The organism is Paraburkholderia sp. TE9906 (genome assembly GCF_056279605.1).
The window spans coordinates 1-22,173 of sequence record NZ_JBWCCT010000027.1 but is presented as its reverse complement, the minus strand read 5'-3'; the positions used below and the strand labels follow the sequence as shown (position 1 = coordinate 22,173).

Here is a 22,173-nt window from a genome sequence, read left to right as displayed (position 1 = left end):
CCCGTCCTTTGCGCCTGCGCAGCAGGGGTCGCCGCGATGAGTTCGTCCGGCACCATTCCGCGCAATCCGCCCGCGAATCCCGCGCAAGACTACGCGGCGCTGCTCGCGCTCGGCCTCGATTATTGCCAGCGTCTAACGGAAGACACCTGGACCGACTATAACGAGCACGATCCGGGCGTCACGATTCTCGAACAGCTTTGCTACGCGTTGACCGATCTCGGACTGCGCAACAGCCAGCCGGTGCCGGTGGTCCTTGCGCCGGCGCCGGGTACGACAGCGCCGGCCGATACGCTGATCATCGGCGAGCGGATTCTGTCGAGCGCGCCGTGGACGGTGGCCGACTACCGCCGCATGTTGTACGACCGCGTCGTGCATTTGAAGAATGCGTGGCTCGGCGCGCCCAGCGAAGCGGTGACGGCGCCGGCGTCCGCGTCGGCATCTGCGCAGCAAGCCGCGAGCGCGCGCTTCGCGGGGCTCTACGAAGTCCGCGTCGAAACCTTCGAGGAGGACATGAAGGGCGACGACGAGCGCGCCGGGCTGATCGAGTCAGTGTCACGGCAGATGCGCGCGCAACGCAATCTCGGCGAAGACCTGGCAAGCGTCGTGTTGTTGCAGCCGCATGCGCTGGAGGTGCACGCGCGGATCGAAGTCGGCATCAATGCCGATCCGGTCGGCGTGCTGGCCCAGGTGCTGTTCGATCTGCAGCACTTTCTTGTGCCGTTTCCGCAGGTCGAGCTTGCGGACGCGTTATTGCAAGCCGGGATTCCGGCCGACGAGGTGTTCCGCGGACCGCGCCTCGGCCTCGGCGTGATCCGCGAGCATGGTTTGGTGGACTACCGGCGCTACGTGACCCGCCAGCAGGTGACGGACATCATCCTCGCGGTGCCGGACGTGCGGCGCGTGTCGAACGTGGTGCTCGTCGGCGCCGGCCTGAACGCCGCCGGCGATACGCTCGTGTTGCCGCCTAACGAAGTGCCGCGCCTCGCGCCGTCGATTTTCGAGCAGCCCACCGGGCGCCCTTATACGATCCAGCTGGAACTCGAGGGCGGCATCGCGCAGTCGGTCGACTCGGAGCGCGTCTATCGCCGGATCGAGGCGCTGGTGGCGGCGCTGACCGACCAGCAGAACTACGCCGAACTGCAAACGCGCTCACTCGGTTATGGCCGCGTTGCCGCGGTCGCGCCCGTGGATCTCGCGCATTACACGTCGATCCAGCATCAGTTCCCGATGACCTACGGCATTGGCCGCGAAGGCATCCCGGCGTTGCCGCACTGGAGCGTCGAGGGCGCAGACGGGCGCGTGCGGGCAGGCGCGCCGGTCGTCTCCGACCGGTGCCGGCGCCTCGCGTTTGCGCAGCAACTGAAGGGCTATCTGCTGCTGTTCGAACAGCTGCTCGCCAACCAGTTCGCACAGCTTGCCAATGTGTGGCAACTGTTTGCCCTCGAACTCGGGACGCCGGCGCAGCATAGCTATTTCTGGCAGCCGCTCGTGCACACGCCGGAGCTCGACACCGACCCGCCAGATGTGCTCGCGCTGCTGACGCAGAAGGCCGGTCCGGACGGGACCGAGCAGATGCAGCACGGCGTCTACGTCATCGACGAAGCGCGCCGCGTGGTGCTGGTCGGCCGTGAGACCGGCAATCTGTCCGATGCGCGCGCGCTGCAGGCCGAACTGGTCAGGCGCGGGGCGTCCGCGAGCGCATATCGGATTGAGCGCGTTGCGCAGTCCGAATTGTCGGCGCAGACAGAATTCCGTATGACCGTGCATGCGGCCGATGGCAGCGTGCTGGCGGTTGGTGAAGAGCGCTATGGCACGCTCGAGCGCGCGCAGGCGGCCTCGACGCGGGTCGCCGCGCTGCTTGCGAGTTGCATCGACGATGCCGCCCAGACGGCGCGGCGTCTGATCGTGCGCGCGTTAAGCGGCATCTCGGTGCGCATCGCCGACGGGGGCGGACGCATCGTGCTGGACAGCGGCACGTTGCCGAACTCGCAGGCGCGCGCGCAGCGCGAACTTGATCTGCTGCTGCATGGCGTCGACGCGAGCCGTTACCGGGTACGGCGCGACGACCACGGCTGGCTGCGCCTGACGCTGCACGACGCGGAGCGCGAGCTGCTGGCGTTGGGCGAAGTCCGCTATGCGTCGCTCGATAGCGCGCGGCTCGGGCGCGACGAACTGGTCGCCTGGGTGACGCAGTTGCGCGACAGCCCTGCCTTGCGCGAGAGCTTTATCGAAGCGTCGCCGGCCGCGCCGGGCAAGGCGCTGCCGGGCGCGTATCTGGCCGGGCTCGCCGAACTCAATGCGCGCTTCGATCCGGCGGTCGAACGCCGCAACCGGTTTCTCGATCATTTGCTCGCGCGGTTCGGCGAGCGCTTCGACAACGGCCTGCTGGCGCGGCTCGATCCGCGCGACGACGGCGGCGCTGCGCTGCAGAGCAGCTTGCAGCACGCGAAAACGGTGTTCCTGCGCAACCTCGTGCCGCTGAGCGCGGGACGCGCGACCGCCATGGACTACGGCCGCGCGCTGACGCAGGACGACTACGGTCCCGGCGGCGCGGAAGACAAACCGGCCGATGGTTTTGCGCGGCGTCTCGCGTTGCTGCTTGGCATCGAGGTGCCGGCCGACGCGAACGGCGTGCTGCGCGGCACACATTTCCGGATGACGCGCGAGAATCCGCCGTTTCTCTACGTGGAGCGCGAAGAGGGTGCGAACGCACGCGTGCCGCCTGCCAACCAGCGCTCGTACACCTTCCGCGCGACCCAGTCGTCGATTATTGCGGCGCTGATCGAACACGGCCTGACCGTCGAGCATTACGGTGTGCGGCACGAGGCGCAGTACGGGGTGCGTCATGACGCGTCGGGCAGTTGGGTGCTCACGTTTACCTGGCCGGGCGGCAAGCCGCAGGACATTCATCGCGCCGCGTCGCGCGAGGCGGTTCATGCGGCGCGCGACCGGCTGATTCGTTATCTAAGCGGGTTGAGCCGCGACGCACGGACGCTGAAGTCTGGCGAAGGCTTCCACGTGGTCGAGCACATCCTGTTGCGGCCGGACCAAACCTCCGCCGATGACGATTTCTACCGTCAGCGTGTGAGCCTTGTTTTCCCGAACTGGCCGGTGCGTTTTCAGGATCCCGAATTCAGAGCCTTCGCGCAACGCACGGTGTTCGACAACACGCCTGTGCATCTGGACGTGCGCTGCTACTGGCTCGGCTTCGGCGAGATGACCGAGTTCGAGCGCCTTGATGGCGTGTGGCGCGCGCAATTGCATCGTTATGCGACTCAAAGTCAGGGGACGCGGCCGGGGGATGCGGCCAAGGTCTTGCGTGTGTTTATCGAGCGGCTGGATGCACGCGAAGGCGAGGCCGATGGGGAAGACGGCGCCGCGGGGCGCGCGGCGCGCGACGGGCCGCACCGGCATCGGCGGCATGGCGGAAGCGGCGGATGACACGGCCGCCGGTCGTGAACCGGGTGGCGCTGGAGCCGATGCTGCAGCGCCCCGACGACGGCAACCGCATTGCCGACCGGCTCTCGCGCTTTGCACGCGAGCGCTTGCCGGCGCTGCTGCAAGAGGCGTTGCGCGGCTTTGACGAGGATGCGGCGGAACGGATTGTCGCGCGGCTCGAGATTGACCTCGGCGATGCGCCGCCCGATCGGATTGAGCAGGTGCTGGAAGATCGCCTTGTGAAGGTGTTGCGCGGTCATTTGATAGACCGGTTTGGTTTTCCGAGCGGGGCGTTTGAACGGGCGGGCGGTGGTTCGCAAGGTATGTCTTGGGCTGCGATGGCCGGTGCGGTTTATGAGCGAGGTTCGACGGCGCAGTCGATGGATCGGGCAGGCGGCGTTGATGGGCGCAATGCGCATCCTGCGGCGCGTGCTGGCGGGTCTCGCCATGCCGGACCCGCCAGCGATACGCGATGGCTGGACAACGCGGACCTCGTGACGCTCGCCGGCTGGCTCGAAGGACGTGTCGCGCTCGATGCTCGAACGGTGAACCAGTTGTTCGCCGATGCGCTCGCCGTATCCGCACACGATGTCGCGCAGTTGCTGCGTGAATATGGTCGAAGCGAGCAGCGTCGAGTGCGGCTTGTCGCCACGCTTACCGCGCCGGTACGGGCGCGCGCCGTGCATGCGCTGCGGCCGACCGATGCGCGGCAGGTGATCGGCGACGTCGACCGGTTTTCGGAGCGTCATCGCGCGGCGCCTGTCGTCGCCATGACGCAGCAGGCATTCGACGCCGCGCTCTGGCAGACCGTCTTCGCGTATCTGCTGGCCGATCGCGGCGGCCGCTTCAATCGACGCATGTTTCTCCGCTCGCTGCTGACGCGGCTTGCCGCGCACGCGGGCGTGGAATTGACGGAACTGCTGGACGGCCTGCTTGCGCGGATCGGCGACGGCCCGTACGCGGTGGAACGGGATGAGCCGTTGCGCGAGGTGCTGGTGACGTTGCGAAGAGAGGCGGCGCCGGGTGGTGCTGCGGCTCGTGAAGGTGTGAGCGGAGCGGGGCGGCGGCCCGGAAGCCGTGGTGATGTGGCGGGTGGAGTGCGACTGGAGTTCGCAAGCGACAACATGGGCTCGGTCGCAGACAGTGCAGACGACGGCACACCCGACGCCAGAACAACGCCCGCAAGCGCAGCGGAAAACCGCGACTTGGAGGCGCTCGACTTCTATCTGGAGCAGGGCGCCTGGCCGTGGTTTGCCGCCGACGCTACCAAACCCGCCGCGCTCGTTCTCCAGTTAGCGCGGCAGGCGCCGCTGCGTCTCGTGATGGTGCTACGCCGTAGCGATACGGCGTTGGGGCGGGAAGCGCGTCTCATGCGGCTTGCCGCTTCGCTCGATGCACAGCAGCGCGATCAACTGGTCGAAGCAGTGGAACCAGACGCGCGCCGTGCCGTGGTGAGCGCGCTGAGGGCGCTGACGGTTCTGATCGAACACGCGCGATTGTCGGCTGCACAGCGGCGCGCTTTGCTGCGCGGCTTGAATGCAGCGACGCTCGAGCGGATCACAGCAGCGCGTGCTGGCGCCTTCGACGAGCGGACATGGCTTGCGCAGAGTCTGGCCCAGGCGGCGCAAGCTGCGGGGCTCGATCCTCGCGCGCTGGGCGACGCATTGCTGCTGGTCACGCATGGCGACCTCGCGCGCAAGCGACGCGTGCGCTGGATACGCGCGAGGCTTGTCGAGGCCGGTGTGACGGGTGAGGCGCATCGCAGCGAGGACGCGCGTGTCGCGACGCGTGGCGCGCAAGCTGCTGTGTCGGCGGTGGCGGTTCAACCTGAGTCCGCGTCAAGCGCCGACGACGATGCGCCAGCCGAACGCGAGACTAACCGCTTTGTCCGGGCGTTCCTGCTTGCATGGCCCACGCTTGTGCGCGTGTTGCACTTGCCGCCTCGCGCGCTTCAGGCCTTTCACGTCGATGCCCTGCTGGGCGATGTGGCGGCAACGCCGCGTGTGTCGGCGGCAGCGCTTGCACTCGACGCGTTACCCGCCAGCCTCACCTATGCGTATGTTCAGGACACCTTGCATCGATCACTGGGACGCGGTACCGACCCGCAGACGTTGTTGGTCGTGCTGAACCGGCTTGCGCTGTTATCGGGCGTGCCGCTGCGCCGTTGGATCGCAGGGCTGGCGAGCACGCGCGAGTGGCGTCAAGTCGACCCCGGGCTCGTGCTGTTGCGAAGCTGGCGCGTGCTTAGCGGAGTGCGGTTATCGTCGGCGGAAACCGCGAGCGCGTTGCTTTCCGCCGAACCTATATCGCTGCCGCCTCAACCCGCCACTGCCGCGGCTGCGTTCCTCCATTTCGCCATGACAGGACACGCGGCCCCGGGTGCTTTGCACTGGTTGTCCGGATCGTCCGACACTTGGCTCGATGCCGTCTTGCGCGACGATTTCGCTGCTGTCGCTGCGGCGCTGCGCGCGCGCAGTCCCGATGAGCGCATGTTGCAAAGGCTTGCGCGGCATTTCAGGCCTGCCAGCCTCGCGCGTCTGATCACTGCGCTCGAGCCGAAGATGTCGTCCCTATCGCTCGGCTTGCTCGACGCCAGCCGCGCATGGGCGACGACCGCGGCGCGACGAGGGCCGACGTTTGCCGCGCTAGAACGCGCGTTGCTGCCTGCGCTGCTGTCTGCGTTATTGGCTCCCGCAGCGGCGCGGACGACAGAGCGGGGGTACATCGATCGCGTGCTCGATGGCCTTGCGCGCAGGCATAATCTGAAACCCGAAGACCTCGCGGATGAACTCGCGAACGCGACGGCAGACCGTAGTCCAGCGCTGCACGACCTGCTGAAGGCCAAAGCATCGAGCGCGCGCGCGGAGCATGAAGTCGATATCGATGTCGATACGCACACGCGGCATAGCGAGCGCCAGCAGAACCGCCCGCAAGCCCAACCTGCACGCGCACGCGAACGACCCGCTCACGCAGAAGCCTGGCGGCAATTCGCGATGTTGATGCGTTACGGCGCGCAGTCGACGGAAGCGGAAGCGTCGATCGAAGCAGCCATTACCCAACTCGCGGATTCCGCACCCTCATTGCTCGCCCGCGCGTTGCGCGAAAACGCGACCGTCGAACCGATGCGCAGCCGGCTCGCCGCACTCGATGCAGCGGCTTTCGCCCGGTTCGCACAGGCTGCGGCGCCTCGTCAGGCGCATGCGATCCTTGCGTTGCAGTCGGTCGTCGCGGGCTTCGCTACACGGCATGCGAAGGCCTTGATGTCGCGCGCTCAAGCCGCGTGGCTGCAGCATGCGGCGCGCGGCTCGGTGCGTACGATGCTGGCTGAACTCGTCGAAGAGAGCCTCCACGGGAACGCGCACGCGGCCCGTGCGGTACTCGCGCGCTGGCGGCGTGCCGTGCGGCTCGCGAACGTCGCGCCCGCTTTGCAGCGTGAATGGCTCGCATGGCTCGCGGCCCGCGAGACACTGCTCGATCTGCGTGACGGCGCGGCGCGTCGCCCGGCCAGTGCGCGGTCGGCGGGGGCATTGTCGGCGGCAACCGCTTCTTCATCCGAAGTCGAACCGCAGACGAGCGACGACACGTCTCGCGTAGCCACAACGTCCGCATCGCATGCATCGCACGCGCCGCTGCGCAACGCAGGCGGCAGCGAAGCAGGCAACGCCAACGCGGCCGGATCCGCGGACAAAACCGCACCTAACCATCGCCCACGGCTTCCGTCGCACGGCGACCGCCCAAAACCCGCTAACGACGACCCCCAGCCGATCTACGTGGCCAACGCGGGCATGGTGCTGCTCTGGCCATTCTTGCAGCGCTACTACGAACTGCTGGACCGGATGCGCAACGGCGCGTTCGTCGATTTCGACGCGCGCAGCCGTGCCATCTATCTGCTGCATTGGCTGGCCAGCGGGCAGACCGCGCGCCATGAAGCCGGATTGCCGCTGGCGAAGGTGATGTGCGGCATCGCGCCGTCGATGCCGCTCTCCGCAGCCGGACAGGGCGAGCTCGACGCTCGCGAGCAGTCGGTGTCGGAAGAACTGCTCGGCGGCGTGAGGCAGAACTGGGACAAACTGCGCAACACGACGGCTGAGGGTCTGCGCGAGTCGTTCCTGATGCGCAAGGGCCGTCTGATGCACGACGAGAGCGGTGGCGGTCACTGGACGTTGATGGTCGAGGCGAAGGCGTATGACATGCTGCTCGATACGCTGCCGTGGCGAATCTCGATGATCCAGTTGAGCTGGATGACGGAGAGGCTCGTCGTTCAATGGCGTGGATGAATCGGAGAGGGGGAGTTGACCTGTGAAACGTCAAGCGGTGCAATCGGTTCCGGCGGTACAGGAATCCGCCTCGACTGCCGTGCACTCCGCGGCGTTGCAACCTGCTAACGCAGCGGACGAGCGACTGAGCGCAACGCCGCGCATGGTGGCGCAGGCGCAGGCGATCAGCGCGGGATTCGGCGCCGCAGCGCATTTGCCGGGACCGTCTCCGGTGGTACAGCGCAAGATCAACCTGCAGTTGGGTGAAGGCGAAGTCGTGAACGACGCGCCGCTAGAGCGGGTATTGACCTTTCTCGGAACCAGCGACGAGCGGGACGGCACCACTTTCAGCAACACGATAGCAACGGATTACGGGCTCAGAGAGGCGCTGAAAAGGCTGATCGAGAGGGACGCCACCGTCACATACGGCTATCCTCAAGCGGCGGACTTGATGGCGGCGGTACGCGCGGAAGCCCGCATCACGCATCGCGGTGACAGCTACGAGCTCGATAAGACATTTCGCGGCCAGGATGTGGCGCGCGACAGCGTCTACAAGGTCAGTAGGGGTGACGAAACGTCGGTCATCAAGCAGGGCCCCAATCTTGCGAATGAAGCCGCGATTTCAGCAGCCGTGGCGGGCCACGAGAATGTGATCAATTTCCTCGACAAGGAAGACGACAATTCGAAAATACGCCTCGAATATGCGGCGCAGGGCACCTTGTCAAACTATGCGGTGGATTCCGAGGCCAAGGCGAAACGGCTGGCGCGGGGGATCATTGCGGGCCTGAGCCACGTGCATGGGCGCGGTGTGGTGCATGGGGATGTCGGCAAGGCGAATATATTCGTGGGCGGCACGGCGGAGGAGCCGGTGGCCAAGATCGCGGACTTCGGGGAAAGCATGACGGGCGCCGATGCGATTACCTACAACCTGTCTTCGGATATCTCTGCGGGCGCAAATGCGCTGAAAGGTCTCGCGGAACCGTTCAGCGCCACATCGGCAGAGGCCCATGCCTTCGTGCAACTTTTGCAACAGCTGATAGATGATGCGTTGGATGTGACGCAAAAAGCTTCGCTGGCGAATCCTCAGCCGCTGCGCGAGTTGGCAGTCGGAAGCGGTCTTGCAGGGTCGATCGAGACGGTGACCGAAGAACACATCGCGCAGATTAGAAATATGTTCGAGCTACCCGAAGCGGGCCCTGCGCCGGATGCGGACGAGATCGACGCATTGCGCACACGATGGAGCGCACTCGCCAACAACGCGTGGCTTGCCCACTAGCCTCGCACCGGCAAGCGCCACGAAGAAAGGAGAGACGATGACGATGTACGACACCCAATCGCGACGCACCGTCCAACGGTTGCGAGACTCCGCATCCGAAGCAACGGGAAAGGCCGTTGCACCGCAGACCGCGTTGCGGGACAACCGGCCCGCGAGCGCCGACTTGCGCGAGACGATCTCGATGATCGACCGATCGGGGCGCGTCGCTGCGCAGCGGCAGACGATCGACATGATGCGCAATAGCCCACGCGCGAACGCATCGCCTTCCGCAACCGTACAACGTGCCACCGACAAGCCGCCGCGAAACGACACAGGCCTGCCCGACAGCCTCAAATCAGGAATTGAGCGTTTGTCCGGCGTGTCGATGGACGGTGTTCGCGTGCACTACGGGTCGAATGCACCCGCGCAACTCGGCGCCTACGCGTATGCACAGGGGAACCAGATCCACGTCGCGCCGGGACAGGAAAAACACTTGCCGCACGAGGCGTGGCACGTAGTGCAACAGAAGCAAGGGCGCGTCAGGCCGACCATTCAGCTCGCGAGTGGGACGCCCGTGAACGATGACGATGCGCTTGAAAACGAGGCCGATGTGATGGGTGCACGGGCGTTGTCGGCCGGGCAGGCCGTTGAGGCCGACGAAACCGCTTCACTCAAAATGCTTGCGGCTCCGGCTGGCGAGCGTGGCATTGCACAGCGCGAGGTGATCGCGACCAAGCACAACGACGCGGGGACTTTCACGTTCGACCACAAAAGCAACACGAAGACGCTCGACGATATTTTTGCGACCGTCGAGGTGGAAATCTCGTACAAGCTGAAGGACAGCGCGCCCGACGAATCGCGGCTGTATCTGTCGCAGATTGTGCAGAGCGTCGTTCTTGAGACTGACACGTTTTACGACTTTGCGAAAAGCGGCAAAGACGCTGAGAAAACGGAGGCCGCGCGCGACCTGGTCAGAACCACCGGCGCGCGTGGCGAGAAGGCTGGCTATTTGATCGACCGCTTTTACGGGAGGACGGGCGCGACTGAGCAATTTGCGGAACAGAATGCGCCACGAACGTCCCGATTGGACGAGCAGCGGTCGGTTGCCTACAACACGACGGGTGCGCATTCACACGGGCATGACGGCCTCAAGAAGGCATCGACGGGTAGCAACGTACCGGCCACCTTGAAAGACACGCCCGGCTGGGGTAAGCCGATGAAGATGTCGTTCGAAACGGTCGCGCTTGGGCAGGACAAAGCGCATTTCGGAACGTTGCCATGGAACGTGGTGCTGGGCAAAAAGAGCATTGAGCCTGTCATCACCGTGGAGGACGCTACGTCGACGCTCTCGAAGACGTTCACGGAGGCGCGCTTCAATTTCAACGAGTTCTTCCGCAATAGCGGTGCGGCTACGTCGCCGGAGCGTTTTAACGCGTTGACCGATATCGAGGGCCGCGGCCTGAGTGGTATTCCTGAGGCGGTACTGACGCTTGATAAGCTCGTCGCGCAGGCGGAGCGTGTTAGCGGGCTCAGTGCTTCTACGGAGAAAACCAGCATGCTGGCCGAGTTGAAGGAGTTGATTGGCTATCGGTTCGCCGTGCTTGACGGCGCGCTGGAAGAGGCGAGCGGTGGGTCTGAGGAAGTGGGCGAAGAGGCGGGACGGCTTAAGGGGAAGGTGGCTGAATTTAAGGCGGATGCGGAAAGGCGGATTGGGCTGCTTGGAGCGTGATGTCCTGTCCTATTGCGTTGCATCAAACATTCAACGAAAATGTCTCGGATAGCCAAGCAACGAGAGAGAGCTCTGTAGGGGGGTGAACTCTCGCTACAAGAAGGGAAACACGGAAGGAGAAGAAGCGCGGGCCGCATGGGCGGCAACCCAAACGACCCGCTAACCACGACCAACTCACCAAAGGAGTTGACCATGGCTAAACGCAATCATAAAACAGCGGACGGAACTTCTGTTCGTTTCTTGACCGTATTGGCGCTACGCCAACCTTGGGCGCGTCCTAAAGACTGGCCTATTTCGTGGTCCAGCAAAGCAGATTATCCGGATGTGCCTTGGATTCGTCTTGCAGGGCGCTGGTTACGTAAGGCGGGGTTTAAGATCTCCGGCCGCATTCGCGTGGAAGTGCAGGAAGGGAAACTTATCATTACGCCTGAGTGAGGGAGCTGGGCGAGGCCGGGGATGCGTTTCTCTCCGGTCTGTTGTGAAACGGGGTGTCGCTTTGGCGACGCTCTCGGTGTTTCGGTAACGAGTGTCTCTCGTGTACATTACCCGCTCAAGCTGCTTATCAATTCGCAGAGCCCCATGCCCAATGCCTCTTTGCCCCCTGCCGTTGCGCAAGCGATTGCCGACTTGGTGCCGTCAGTCGCCTGGCAGAAGATATGCGCGGCGCTTGAAGACGATCCTGAACTGCCGCTCGCGCCTATCGACGCCGCTCTGGCGCGTTGGGACGCGTTTCCCCAACTGCGTGAGCCGACTGAGGCGCAATGGCGGCGCATCCATTGGGACGGCTGGCGGCCGCCGTGGTGGCCGCTTGTGCGGCACGTCTCGCTTGGCAGCGACGAAAGTCTCGACGGTATCCCTGCGGCGCATTTGCGTTCTCTATGGATAAAGGCGTCGGCGGGTTGGGATCCGGACATTCTGCAGGCGGTCCCGCAACTGGTGCACCTCGATTTGACAGGGCACGAGCTCGACTGCCGTACGATTCCGTCGCTGCCGTCGCTCGAAGAATTGATCCTGACACGAGGCGTACCGATCCACCCTGAAGCGCTGGCGAAGCTATCGACGCTTGCTAGTCTTTCATTAGGTTGGACGGACCTCGGCCCGCGCGACGTTCCCTATCTGCCGAAGCTCGCGCAGCTCGATTTATCGGGCGCCGATATTGACACGCTCGCTCCGCTTACCGCGCTTCCTTCATTGCGCATGCTCCGGTTAGGCCAATGCACCGGCAGCGCAGATACGAGCGTATTGCTGCAGTGTCTTGCGCTGCGCAGCGTGTATGTGGCGGAAGCCACCCTCGACACGCGCGCCCTTGAAGGCCAGACATTGTTCGAGGTCGTCCGTTAGCGCTCTCCCGCGGCCGTTACCTGCTACGAATGGGCGGCGGCATCCACCGCTTCGTGCTCGTCACCACTTGGAGGTTCGGGGGGAGGAGCAGGCGGCACGCCGACTGCGTCAGGCAATACCGCTGGGAGGGCCGCGTCGACGGCCGCGTCAGGCGCGTCGACGGCTGCTGCGGGTTCGGGGGCGCTCGGATCGAAATCTTCGAGATACTGCGAAATGGTCGTGCCAGCGGCCGCTCCCACCGTCAGAATGGTCCGCCGTTGAGCCGGTGAGAACACGTTCGATTTTTCGATCGCAGCGGTGACGCTTGCGCGGAGAGCGGCGTGCGTTCGAAGTTGAGCCGAAAGTGCCGTCAGGTCATAGCCGTTTTCGGCAGCCGGGTTATCGAAACTATGCGTAACCTGTGCCGTGATCGCTGCTTGGACAGACCGCCCGGCAAGCCACGTCAAATGCGGGTCGGGTGCCGGTACGGGTGCGGGTGCGGCGGCTGCCCCACCACCGCGGCCGCCTCGTCCTCCGCGTCCCCCTCGTCCGCCTCGTGCCCCTCGTCCGCCGCGCCCACCTCGTGCCGCCGCCGCTGCTGCCGCCGCCGCCGCCGCGTCCTTCCTGTTTTGTGCGATTTTCGCGAATTCCCCCCAGTAGTCGATATAAGCTCTCAACTGCCCGAGCCCGTTCCGGTGGTCGGTCAACAAGCTTGTCCCCCCCGGCGCCGCAGGTGTTTTAACGTTATTCAGGGCAACCGTGGATGCGTCGTCGTCGCCAGCACGCAGTCCAAACACTTCTTGCGGCAGGAGCGGCGCCAGCGCATCGCTCGCATTCCTCGCATGCGCACGGCCACCTATGCCGGCAGCACGCAGCGCGGTCGAAGCGATCGTCCCTGCCTTCGCGTGGCTTTGTTTCGCGCGGCCACCATCGAAAAGAGCCCTCGGCGTCGTCTTGTTGCGGCCGTAGGTATCGGCTGCGTCTTTCGTGAACTCGTCGTCGAACCGGCCGGCGTCGGTATAGAGGGTAGCCCGCGTGTCGAAAGCAATCTGCGCGCCGTTAAGCGTCGCTTGCAACTTTGGCCATTCCGGGCCGCCTTGGCCGAAAGGCTCAGCGGATCGCGCGAAACCCGCCGCGTTGTGTGCCTTGGACGTATCAAACAACAACGACGCATGGACGAACAAATTCGGCTCAGGCAAATAAGGTATCGCGCCGGCCGTCGCCAAAGACTGCCTTACCAACATGTCGAGGTCATTGGTTGCGACGGTTTGCTTGTGCGCGAGTCCTGCGTTGCCCCGATGAGGCGCGGCGTCCTCGATCGCCCGTCCGTTCAATGGATTGGTCAAGCCCGCCGCGCGCGCCGACTCCGGATAAAACAGATAGCCGCCCGACAATACATTCGCCGTGTCGTGCGCGTCGAAAGCCTGATCGGCACGCGTGAAGAGGCTGGCTTCGCCGGCGCCGTCTGCATCGGCACCGCCTGCGCCTCCGGCCGGGCGCAACGCGTCGCTCCGTGCCTTGAACGTCACCCCATCGGCATCGCCGACGTGAATGATGACGTTGTAACCCGCCGTCGTCATCGTCTTTACCGCCGCGCGCGTCGGACCAGCCGTCAATGCGACATTGCGGGCGTGGTTCGGCACGCCTAGTTCGAGTGCCTTCGAGCGCTCGCCCTGTTCAGCGGCGGTAATGGCCGCTCGCCATTGCGGCTCGTCAGCCTCGGGCTGGGTTTCGTAATCAGCCTTCACCTGATCCGTCGTTCGTGAAGCGCCCGCATCGGCGCCAGCAGTCTTTTGCCACATGACCTTCCACGTATAGGCAGCGGCGCCCAACCGCGTGCCGGCATAGTCGGCTACGCCGTTAAGCAGATCTGCCCGCGAAATCGGGTCGGCAAGCGTGGGTTGAAACCGATTGATCGCAGCGGTCAAAGCGAAACGCTGCTGTGCTTCGGCGGGATCGGCGAAGGCCTCGTTGACATACTGGTTGGCCAACTCGACGGGCCCCTTGTCCTTGCCGCTAGCGGTCGTGGGCACGGTGGCCACATAAGCCCGTGGGGAATCCGCAACATGCGCGGCCGCTACGCCCGCCGCAGCGTTGCTGGCTTCCTGTGCATCGGTAAACTCGATTCCTGCGGTTTTATAGTCGAATGCGCGCCGCTGCACGACGCCGCCCGCCGCCAGCTGTGCCGTCCGACCAAAAGGCATCGGCTGGGGCTGAGCCGGCACCTCGGCTACGGCACCCGCACGCAACGCGCGCTGCCCCATCACGGCGGCCTCCTGCTCCAGTGAAGGGCTGTCGTTGATCGGTACCGACCGGGCTTGCATGGTCGATGAGCCATCGTGCTTTTGTTGCTGGCCGGGCTGCGCAGAATGCGGCTGCCGCGCGATGCGCGAGCCGAATGCGTCCTGGAGTTGCTTGCGTTGAGCGACAATGCGCGGACTTGCGTGAATACCATCGATTGCCGATGTCGCGCTGGCGTCCGGAGCGAACTGCACGCCACCGCTGCCGGCCGCTGGACTGCGCTCAGCGACAAGGGGCGCCGAGGGGAGCTGGCCGGTTTCTCGTTTGTGCGTTTTCATGGGACCGATTTCCTCAAGCCACTGCCCGCTGCAGGGAAATGATTTGATGCACTTGCGCCGCTTCGCTGCCGGCGTTCGAAAGCTGCATGTTTGCCTGACGCGGACAAAAGGAAAAAATGCGTTCCGTCCGATGGGCATCACCTCGGCACTCTACCATCGAGCCTAAACAGATATATTGACGCGCTGCTATTTGCGTAGCTGTCCCGCGATTCGGGCATGACGTATTGGGTTCGACGACATTTATTCATGCCTGAATCCGTCACGTACTGCGGACATCGATTGCCGCTATGTTCTGTGCTGCTCTTGCGGCCGATGTGTCAAAACGCTCAAGAAGCCGCTTCCGCTACAATTTTGGCCTGCAACGACAAGGTTCAGCGAGCGCTCTATGGAACACGAGACGTTAACTTCGTTGGAACGACAACGTGACGGTAACCGTGGCGTAGTTCACGAAGCCTCTGTTGTGAGCGGCGGGGTTGGAGTTATCGACAACCGGGAGTCCACCAGCAGGCAACGAAAAACGGCTGACTTGATCGCGCAGAGTCTGATTGTCCGTGCGCAACGAGCGCTTCTCGCAGGGATCAACGAGAGCCCAAGAGTGGTCGCACAGCGCAAGCAGCTTGACAGTTTGTTCGGCACAGCCGGCGCGGAAAAAAACGACGCAAGATCGCAGCGGCAACAACTGCCTGCAAGCCGTCCCGACATAGGCGGCATTCCCCATCCTCTCAAGGCCGGTATCGAATCGTTATCCGGCATGGCGATGGACCACGTTAGGGTTCACTACAACTCGTCCAAGCCGGCGCAACTCAATGCCCTTGCGTATGCGCAAGGAAGCGACATTCACCTCGCCCGAGGCCAGGAGACGCACCTGCCGCACGAAGCGTGGCATGTCGTGCAGCAAGCGCAGGGTCGGGTACAACCGACCACGCAGATGAAGGACGGAATGACCATCAACGACAACCGAGGGCTAGAGCGCGAGGCGGATGCGATGGGCGCAACGGCTGCTGCGGCTGGGCGCTTTGCGGGACAAAGAAAGTCTTCTCCAGGCCAACCGGCGTCGGATGCGGGGCGTTCCGCGGTACAACTGAGCGCGGATGCGATCGATGTTGATCGCATCCGCTTGCGGTCTTTGGGCGCGCAGCGTGGTGGCGGAGCCGCTGGGCGTTCAGTGGTGCAACGCAAGCTCGAGCTGATCGCCGGTGCTGGGTTGGTTTCGGACGGGATTCCTAGGTACAAGGCACTCTACGGTGAAGCAACGACTCGAGAGTTATTTTTGGTGCAGGATTCCGGCAAGGTCTATCTGGCCATCACCGCACTGACCCAAGCTGCCGATACGCGATACGGGCTTCTATCTCACCCTTTCCGAGGACGGTAACGACTTCAGGCTGTTTAACGGCAACCCTTCGGGCGACGGTGTCGAGGTTGTGAATAAAACGATGCCGGCTCAGCCTGCACCAGCGCCGGCCGCGGCGCACGAGACTTCGCTCATGACCAAAGTGCCGGCGCAACCGCTGCCGGACGAGCTTCCTAAGGTTCTGCGCTGGGCAGGGGACCGTTATGTGCCAACGGAGACGTCGTTTAAATGCGAGGTGTATCCCGCTTCCGATGCGCGGGCCAAAAGCAAGGTGGGTGAGCTAAAGGAATGGGTACCGGTTGCTATGGACGTGGGCGTTACCGACGGCGCAGATGTGATTCAGAACATCATTGAAGTCATAGAAGGCGAAGATGAGAACGATTTGGTTCTGTTCCTATTCGACGGTAGTAGCCGCCTGCTCGGAGTAGCAACTTATCGAATGAATGAAATGATCGAAGGCGCAGACGTTCCCATTCCGGAGCAGCAAGGGGAATTCATCTACGTGCAATATCGCGCGGCTAATCCGGAGACTCAGGTGCCGGCTGATGCGCGGGTTACGGGGGCGCCGGGAGGGGTGGGGCAGGCGCTCTATGCAGCCATTGAAGGTCATGGGTTGCCTGTTTTCACTTATACGGAGAATGCCGTCTCTGAGGCGTCGGCGCGGCGGGCGGGTATGGCAAGGCGGCTAAAGCTGAGTGAATCGATCTAGCCTCGATCTGGGGTTAGCTCGTGGGCCGGGTTTCTTGTGGCCTCGTACGCCTACGTCGTCTGGCGACGTTTGTCGAGCAGACAAGAGCACGAACGGACGGGTTCGAGTTGGGCCGCCGTGATTGGCTTGTCTTGCGTCGGCGTGTCAATCCACTCCTCAAACGGCTTCCATTCCTTGAGAAAGAGCCTTTCGACGACGTAGCCCGCTTTTTCGACACGCCAAGCCAGCGTCGTGCGAAAGGCCATGAACTCATCAAAGTCTTGATCGTCCAGCACGATGCCGGGCCCCCACAAAGCCGTCCAGAAGCTGCCCTCCGGGAACTTGTCGACGACCTTTCCGTTTTCGTCGAGTGGGCGAATCCGGATGTCGACGACAACGCGCCGATCTTTGGGTGGCATCGCCTCGCCGTGCATCAGCCGGATATCGTCTTGCCCCAACAACTTGCGCCCTGAACCAATGGCAGCAAACATCGCGTCAAGGAAACTCGTTTTCCTGCGTTGTTCGCTCCAATGAGCACGGTCAAGTCATTGAGCTCAACCTCGATGTTGGCCGACGAGCGAAAGTTGGAGGATAGGCCCGTAGGGCTCTCGCGCCCCCAATTCGACTGCGCCCGCGAACGAGGCGCTGCGTACTGGTTGTATGTCGTCGAGCACGCGACCAATCCCACGCGGGCTCGCGTACTCAGGATTCAGGATCCGATCGCCCTTGCCCGGACATTTACTTTCGACAGGGGCTGGGCAAAGATCGCTCGGATCGAACCAGCGAGCTAGCGGCGTGCCGCAGCCATGCCTTGTGCAGCATGGCCCAGCACTGCGGTTACCTTCACGAGTCAGCACGCTGGCCGGAAGTCGAAATCTTCAGCTCGAACTCTTCGATCTCGGCTACCACCCACGCCAGATGATGGCTCGTGTCGAGCGCTATCCAAGTCGTGGAGTTCCCCGGCCCCGTCTTTATTTGACTGCACGCTAAGATCTGCCCATCGCCCCAGCTGAAGTCCTCGCCCATGTAATAGCCAGAATCCACTACCTTCTTCGCGAGGTTATACATTTGGTCGCCGCCATCGCCAAACTGAACGGAATGACCGCGCACCACATAGTAGCTACGGTCGATGGTGTGCCGAAGCTTGGCGCCCTAAACGATCCCTTCCATACTGTCCCTATGGGGATCACGGCAGAAAATGTTGCCCAGAAATACGGCATCACGCGCGAGCAGCAGGACGCATTGGCGGTGGAATCGCACCGCCGGGCAGCGCGGGCGATCGCCGAGGGGCGCTTCAAGGAGCAGATTGTTCCCGTGACGCGTCGAGTCAAGGGGAAAGACGTGTCGTCCGACACGGACGAACACGTGCGTCCGGACGTCTCCGTTGACGACCTTTCCGGCATGCGTCCGGCTTTCCAGAAGACCGATGGCACCGTGACAGCAGGTAACGCATCCGTATCAATGACGCTGCCGCCGCGGTCCTGATGATGGAGCGTGGTGCTGCCGAACAACGCGGCCTGAAGCCGCTGGCCCGCCTCGTGTCCTACGCTCACGCCGGCGTGGATCCGCTCTATATGGGCATCGGTCCGGTGCCAGCCACGCGCATCGCGCTCCAACGCGCCGGTCTGGAGATTCGCGATATCGACGTGATCGAGGCAAACGAAGCATTTGCCGCACAAGCCTGCGCCGTCGCAGAGGAGCTCCAGCTTGAGCCTAACAAGGTGAATCCCAATGGGTGCGGTATTTCGCTCGGTCATCCGATCGGCGCAACCGGTGCATTGATCACCGTCAAGGCTATCCACGAACTCAAGCGTATTAACGGCCGCTTCGCGCTGGTGACCATGTGCATTGGCGGCGGTCAGGGTATCGCGGCTATTTTCGAAAACCTTCAATAATCACCATGAACTATCCGAATTTCGGAGATCGAGCATGACAATTGAAATGATCGGCGTCGTCGGCGCCGGGACAATGGGTAGTGGCATCGCACAGATCGCCGCGACGGCCGGACTCGAGGTCGTTCTGATCGACGTTACCAAGGCCGCACTCACACGAGGGATGGTGGCATTGAGTTCGAGTTTGGAGCGGCTTGTAGCGAAAAATGCGATCGCCGCTGATATGGCCAGCGCAACGCTAGCGCGCATCGATACTTCAACCGAGTATCAACGCCTCGCCGAAGTGGACCTGGTCATCGAGGCCGCAACCGAACAAGTCGAGCTGAAACGCACGATCCTGAAGCAGATCGAAGCGGTCGCAAAACAATACGCGATTATCGCCACGAACACCTCGTCGATCTCCATCACGTCGTTGGCAGCGGACCTCGGCGATCCGTCTCGTTGTGTCGGCATGCACTTTTTTAACCCGGTGCCCCTGATGCCGCTCGTCGAGATTATCCGCGGCGTGCAGACCAGCACAGAGACTGTCGACGCCATTCACGAACTGTCCAAGCGGCTCGGCAAATCGCCGATTGGGGTCAAGAACTCGCCGGGATTCGTCGTCAACCGGATTCTGGTGCCGATGATCAACGAAGCGTTTTTCGTTCTGGCAGAGGGAATCGCAACAGCGGAAGAAATTGACGAGGGGATGCGTCTTGGCGCAAATCACCCCATCGGACCTCTCGCGTTGGCGGACCTGGTGGGTCTTGATGTTTGCCTCGCAGTGTTAGAGGTACCCGCGAAGGATCTCGGCGATCAGAAATATCGTGCCTGCCCTCTGCTTCGCGAACTGGTGGCCGCCGGACGTCTCGGCAGCAAGACGCGGCACGGAGTCTACCGCTACGATTGATCACGCGCCGCGCACGCGGTGTCAGATGCGCACATCACGCGTGGACCCTGGTCTTGCATCGGTTAGCTAACGGTCAGGGCGTTCAGCCGGAGATGTCGCGGCATCCCCTGCATCCGTTTTCTCGCCGGGTGCAGGTCTCTCACTTACGCAGCACCCGTCTTCTTATCAGACCGTTTGAGTTGCACGGTGATGATTGAGGTCGGACGCTAGTTGAAAAACACGAAACCCGACTTCGCCATCGCGATAAGCGCGCCATCTGCCGGCCGCGTGATGCGGAAGATGATGTCGCCGCCATACTTGTTGGAATCCATAATGCCGACATCGAAGCACAGCTGGTCGCGCGCGTAAGCCTCAGCGCGATAGGTCGTGGCGAGATCGGTGACGATGATACTCGTGTGCATGTCCTTCATGTCCTCGATGCCGGTGTCGAACAGGAAGCGTGCGCGGGGCCTCTGAAATCATCGAGATCATTGAATCGTTCGCGAGGTGGTTCGCACCGTTGATGTCGGTGACGCGCACCGTGAGATGCGTCGAATAGTAGAACTGGTCCTCGGGAAACTGCAACTGCATGCTGGTGGTCATGCCGAGCTGGTTTCGAGGGGTGCAATCTCTGCGCGTACCGTGCGCAAGGCTGCCAGGTTTTCGGCGAACATGGGGAACCGCGGCTCCAGGCCAACTACGGACGTTCGTCGATGCTTTCACCCGAACGTTCGAACGTCGGCTTCCGCCCAGGCAATGGACATTTCCCCGACGTCTTTTCCATTTCACTGTAACGCAACATGTCAGTGCGCCGCGGTCAGGTTCAGTGCGCTAGCTGCCAGCGCAACACGGGGTGCGTCGCTCCAATGGGCATCGTCCATACGCCCGTCGGGCCAAAGTCATACGATGCAAAGGATCCAGGCGTGCTCATCTGTGCGGTCGTGAGCCCGTTTGATGCCGGTACCGGTGTCCCGTACACGACGCCAACCGTAGCTGTCGTCGTGTCTTTGTCCCAGTAAACGTCGTTTGTGATAGTGCCGTTATTCGTCCGTGCGATTCCTATGGGCTGATAGAACGGCTGCGTGACGCGGCCCGTCGCGAACGACTGATTGATGGTCCCGTCGTTTATGACGACAAGTCCCGCGCCGCCGCATGGATTTCCGAAACTGCCCCGGCAGTATCCTTGAAGCAGCGTTGTGCTGGTCGAGTACGACTGTGTGATCGTGCCCGAATTGTAGCCGACGAGGCCCCCCGCGCCTTGGTTGATATAGCTCAGTGATTGCAGCGGGCCACTCGAGAACGACTGGGCGATAAGGCCGCTATTCGCGCCCACGAGGCCGCCCAGGCTGCCGCCCGCGGTCAACGAGACGCTGCTGGCAGAACGCAAGACTGTGCCGGCATTCACTCCCACGAGGCCGCCGGCTGTCGTGTAGTCCACTCCGGAGAAACCTGCGTTAGTGGAAAGGTTGCCGGCCGCGTTCACGCGAATGATCGTCCCGCTGTTCGTGCCGGCAAGCATGCCCATATAGCCATAAGCAGGGATGCCGAACGGCCCCGGGCCTGCAACGCCGTTGCCCTGGACGGTCAGATTCCGCACGACACCCATGCTGCCGACGGCGCCGAACATGCCCACGAGAGGCGGGGCGTACGGGTCGGCAGGCACCCAGGGTTGCAGCGTCAGCGAACTGACCGTATGGCCTTGTCCGTCGAATTGCCCGATGAACGGCGTAACGCTGTTGCCCAGCGGGGCATATGACCCGTCGCTCGTCGCGCTTGCGTTGATATCCTTGCCGAGCGCGTAGTTGCCGGCGAGGTCGCCGGCAACGCTCTTCAGGTCGTTGAGCGAATTGACGAGCTTGAAGGCGGTGCTTTGCGTCAGCAGTCCGCTATAAGGACCCGGCGTCCACGCCGGGTTTGTCAGTTGCACGCCCGCGCTGTACTGACCGGACATGTCATACAGAGCGCTGATTGCGCCCGTGCTTTTCGACCAGTCGAGTGTGCCGAGGTTGGTGACACTGCCGCCGTTGTCGATGCCGGATGCGTCGGCGCGCAGGATCAGATTGCCTGCGCCGTCGTTGGCGACGGTCGTGCCATCGGCCACCGAGACGTTGTGGTAAGCCGCGAGCGTGAGAGAAGCGCCGCCGCGCCATGTAAGGTTGGATGCGACGTCGAGATCGCCCCCGGCGCCGTTGCTGCCGGTGGTCGTGATATCGACGGAAGTGCCTTTATTCAGGCTCCGCCTCAACGCGTGCGCGGCGGCGGCGTCGATCGTGAATGCAGGTGTCGAGACATTCCATTGGCCGGCGTCAACCATTGCGTGCCTGCCGAATGCCAGTTGAGCGGCTCGCGTATCGACGGTTCCTCCGCTCGCGTCCGCGTTGTGCGCGCTGATTGTGCCGCGTTGCTCGACGCGGCCGCTTTCGGCGACAAGCCACACGTGCCCGTTGCGGCTGGCCGTGCCCGTTGCGCGGATGCGCGTGCCGCCGCCCGCGAGCGCGTAGACGTTCCCGTCGGCAGCCTGAAGACTGACCTGCGCGGCCTTGATGCGTCCCTCATTGATGACGGTGCCGTGACTACCTGCCTGAACGAACACCTGCCTGCTGGCCGAGTCCTGTAACAGCACCGTCTCGCCCGCCGCCAGTTCGACCGTGCCGGTGGGCGCTTTAACCGTGCCCGCGTTGATGACTGCCTGACGCGCGATGAGGAACACATCGCCGCCGCTGGAACTGATTCTGCCGAGGTTGATCACGCTCGCGTCAGACGTGCCCGACAGCGTCAGTGCATCGCCGCCTTGGAT

The 22,173-nt window shown here is 63.3% G+C and carries 13 protein-coding genes and 2 pseudogenes; 10 read left to right on the top strand and 5 right to left on the bottom strand.

The annotated features are described in order from the left end of the window. Positions 1 to 36 precede the first annotated feature (36 nt). From ACZ9H4_RS36145 to ACZ9H4_RS36120, 6 genes are all read left to right on the top strand, one after another. Positions 37 to 3,441: a hypothetical protein gene (locus ACZ9H4_RS36145; RefSeq protein WP_476122991.1), complete on the top strand. Its 3,405-nt coding sequence runs from the start codon at positions 37 to 39 to the stop codon at positions 3,439 to 3,441. Then, the gene (locus ACZ9H4_RS36140) at positions 3,438 to 7,715 is read left to right on the top strand and encodes a contractile injection system tape measure protein (RefSeq protein ID WP_476122989.1); all 4,278 of its coding nucleotides are present in this window, start codon (positions 3,438 to 3,440) and stop codon (positions 7,713 to 7,715) included. Before ACZ9H4_RS36145 ends, ACZ9H4_RS36140 begins: the two co-directional genes overlap by 4 nt. 22 nt (positions 7,716 to 7,737) lie before the next feature. After that, complete coding sequence (locus ACZ9H4_RS36135; protein WP_476122988.1) at positions 7,738 to 8,970, top strand: protein kinase domain-containing protein; 1,233 nt, start codon at positions 7,738 to 7,740, stop codon at positions 8,968 to 8,970. Positions 8,971 to 9,007: 37 nt separating this feature from the next. Beyond that, positions 9,008 to 10,678 (top strand): eCIS core domain-containing protein, encoded by a 1,671-nt coding sequence (locus ACZ9H4_RS36130; protein ID WP_476122986.1) that lies wholly within the window; start codon positions 9,008 to 9,010, stop codon positions 10,676 to 10,678. Between the two features lie 192 nt (positions 10,679 to 10,870). Beyond that, positions 10,871 to 11,113, top strand: coding sequence for a SymE family type I addiction module toxin (locus ACZ9H4_RS36125; protein ID WP_476122984.1), 243 nt, complete (start codon positions 10,871 to 10,873; stop codon positions 11,111 to 11,113). A 21-nt stretch (positions 11,114 to 11,134) separates the two neighbouring features. Further along, complete coding sequence (locus tag ACZ9H4_RS36120) at positions 11,135 to 12,019, top strand: hypothetical protein (RefSeq protein ID WP_476122982.1); 885 nt, start codon at positions 11,135 to 11,137, stop codon at positions 12,017 to 12,019. Positions 12,020 to 12,042: 23 nt separating this feature from the next. On the opposite strand, the gene ACZ9H4_RS36115 is transcribed toward ACZ9H4_RS36120, so the two are convergent. Then, a complete protein-coding gene (locus ACZ9H4_RS36115; protein ID WP_476122980.1) occupies positions 12,043 to 14,577 on the bottom strand; it encodes a hypothetical protein in 2,535 nt (844 codons plus the stop codon). Between the two features lie 385 nt (positions 14,578 to 14,962). Between ACZ9H4_RS36115 and ACZ9H4_RS36110 the strand changes: the two genes are divergently transcribed. Together ACZ9H4_RS36110 and ACZ9H4_RS36105 are read left to right on the top strand one after the other, a co-directional pair. Beyond that, a complete protein-coding gene (locus ACZ9H4_RS36110; RefSeq protein ID WP_476122978.1) occupies positions 14,963 to 15,949 on the top strand; it encodes an eCIS core domain-containing protein in 987 nt (328 codons plus the stop codon). Positions 15,950 to 16,061: 112 nt separating this feature from the next. Continuing rightward, a complete protein-coding gene (locus tag ACZ9H4_RS36105; protein WP_476122976.1) occupies positions 16,062 to 16,637 on the top strand; it encodes a hypothetical protein in 576 nt (191 codons plus the stop codon). Positions 16,638 to 16,687: 50 nt separating this feature from the next. Here ACZ9H4_RS36105 and ACZ9H4_RS36100 read toward each other — a convergent pair whose 3' ends face one another. Together ACZ9H4_RS36100 and ACZ9H4_RS36095 are read right to left on the bottom strand one after the other, a co-directional pair. Beyond that, positions 16,688 to 17,107, bottom strand: a complete 420-nt coding sequence (locus ACZ9H4_RS36100) for a hypothetical protein (protein WP_476122975.1) — start codon at positions 17,105 to 17,107, stop codon at positions 16,688 to 16,690. Positions 17,108 to 17,459: 352 nt separating this feature from the next. After that, positions 17,460 to 17,726: a beta family protein gene (locus tag ACZ9H4_RS36095; protein WP_476123022.1), complete on the bottom strand. Its 267-nt coding sequence runs from the start codon at positions 17,724 to 17,726 to the stop codon at positions 17,460 to 17,462. Between the two features lie 33 nt (positions 17,727 to 17,759). On the opposite strand from ACZ9H4_RS36095, the pseudogene ACZ9H4_RS36090 reads away from it, so the two are divergent. Together ACZ9H4_RS36090 and ACZ9H4_RS36085 are read left to right on the top strand one after the other, a co-directional pair. Beyond that, positions 17,760 to 18,511, top strand: a pseudogene (locus ACZ9H4_RS36090) (acetyl-CoA C-acyltransferase); the annotation flags it as partial. Positions 18,512 to 18,545: 34 nt separating this feature from the next. After that, complete coding sequence (locus tag ACZ9H4_RS36085) at positions 18,546 to 19,397, top strand: 3-hydroxybutyryl-CoA dehydrogenase (RefSeq protein WP_476122973.1); 852 nt, start codon at positions 18,546 to 18,548, stop codon at positions 19,395 to 19,397. Between the two features lie 209 nt (positions 19,398 to 19,606). On the opposite strand, the pseudogene ACZ9H4_RS36080 reads toward ACZ9H4_RS36085, so the two are convergent. Together ACZ9H4_RS36080 and ACZ9H4_RS36075 are read right to left on the bottom strand one after the other, a co-directional pair. Further along, a pseudogene (locus ACZ9H4_RS36080) lies at positions 19,607 to 19,967 on the bottom strand (thioesterase family protein); the annotation flags it as partial. Between the two features lie 232 nt (positions 19,968 to 20,199). Further along, positions 20,200 to 22,173, bottom strand: a 1,974-nt coding sequence (locus ACZ9H4_RS36075) for a filamentous hemagglutinin (RefSeq protein ID WP_476122971.1), incomplete at its 5' end; no start/stop codon positions are given.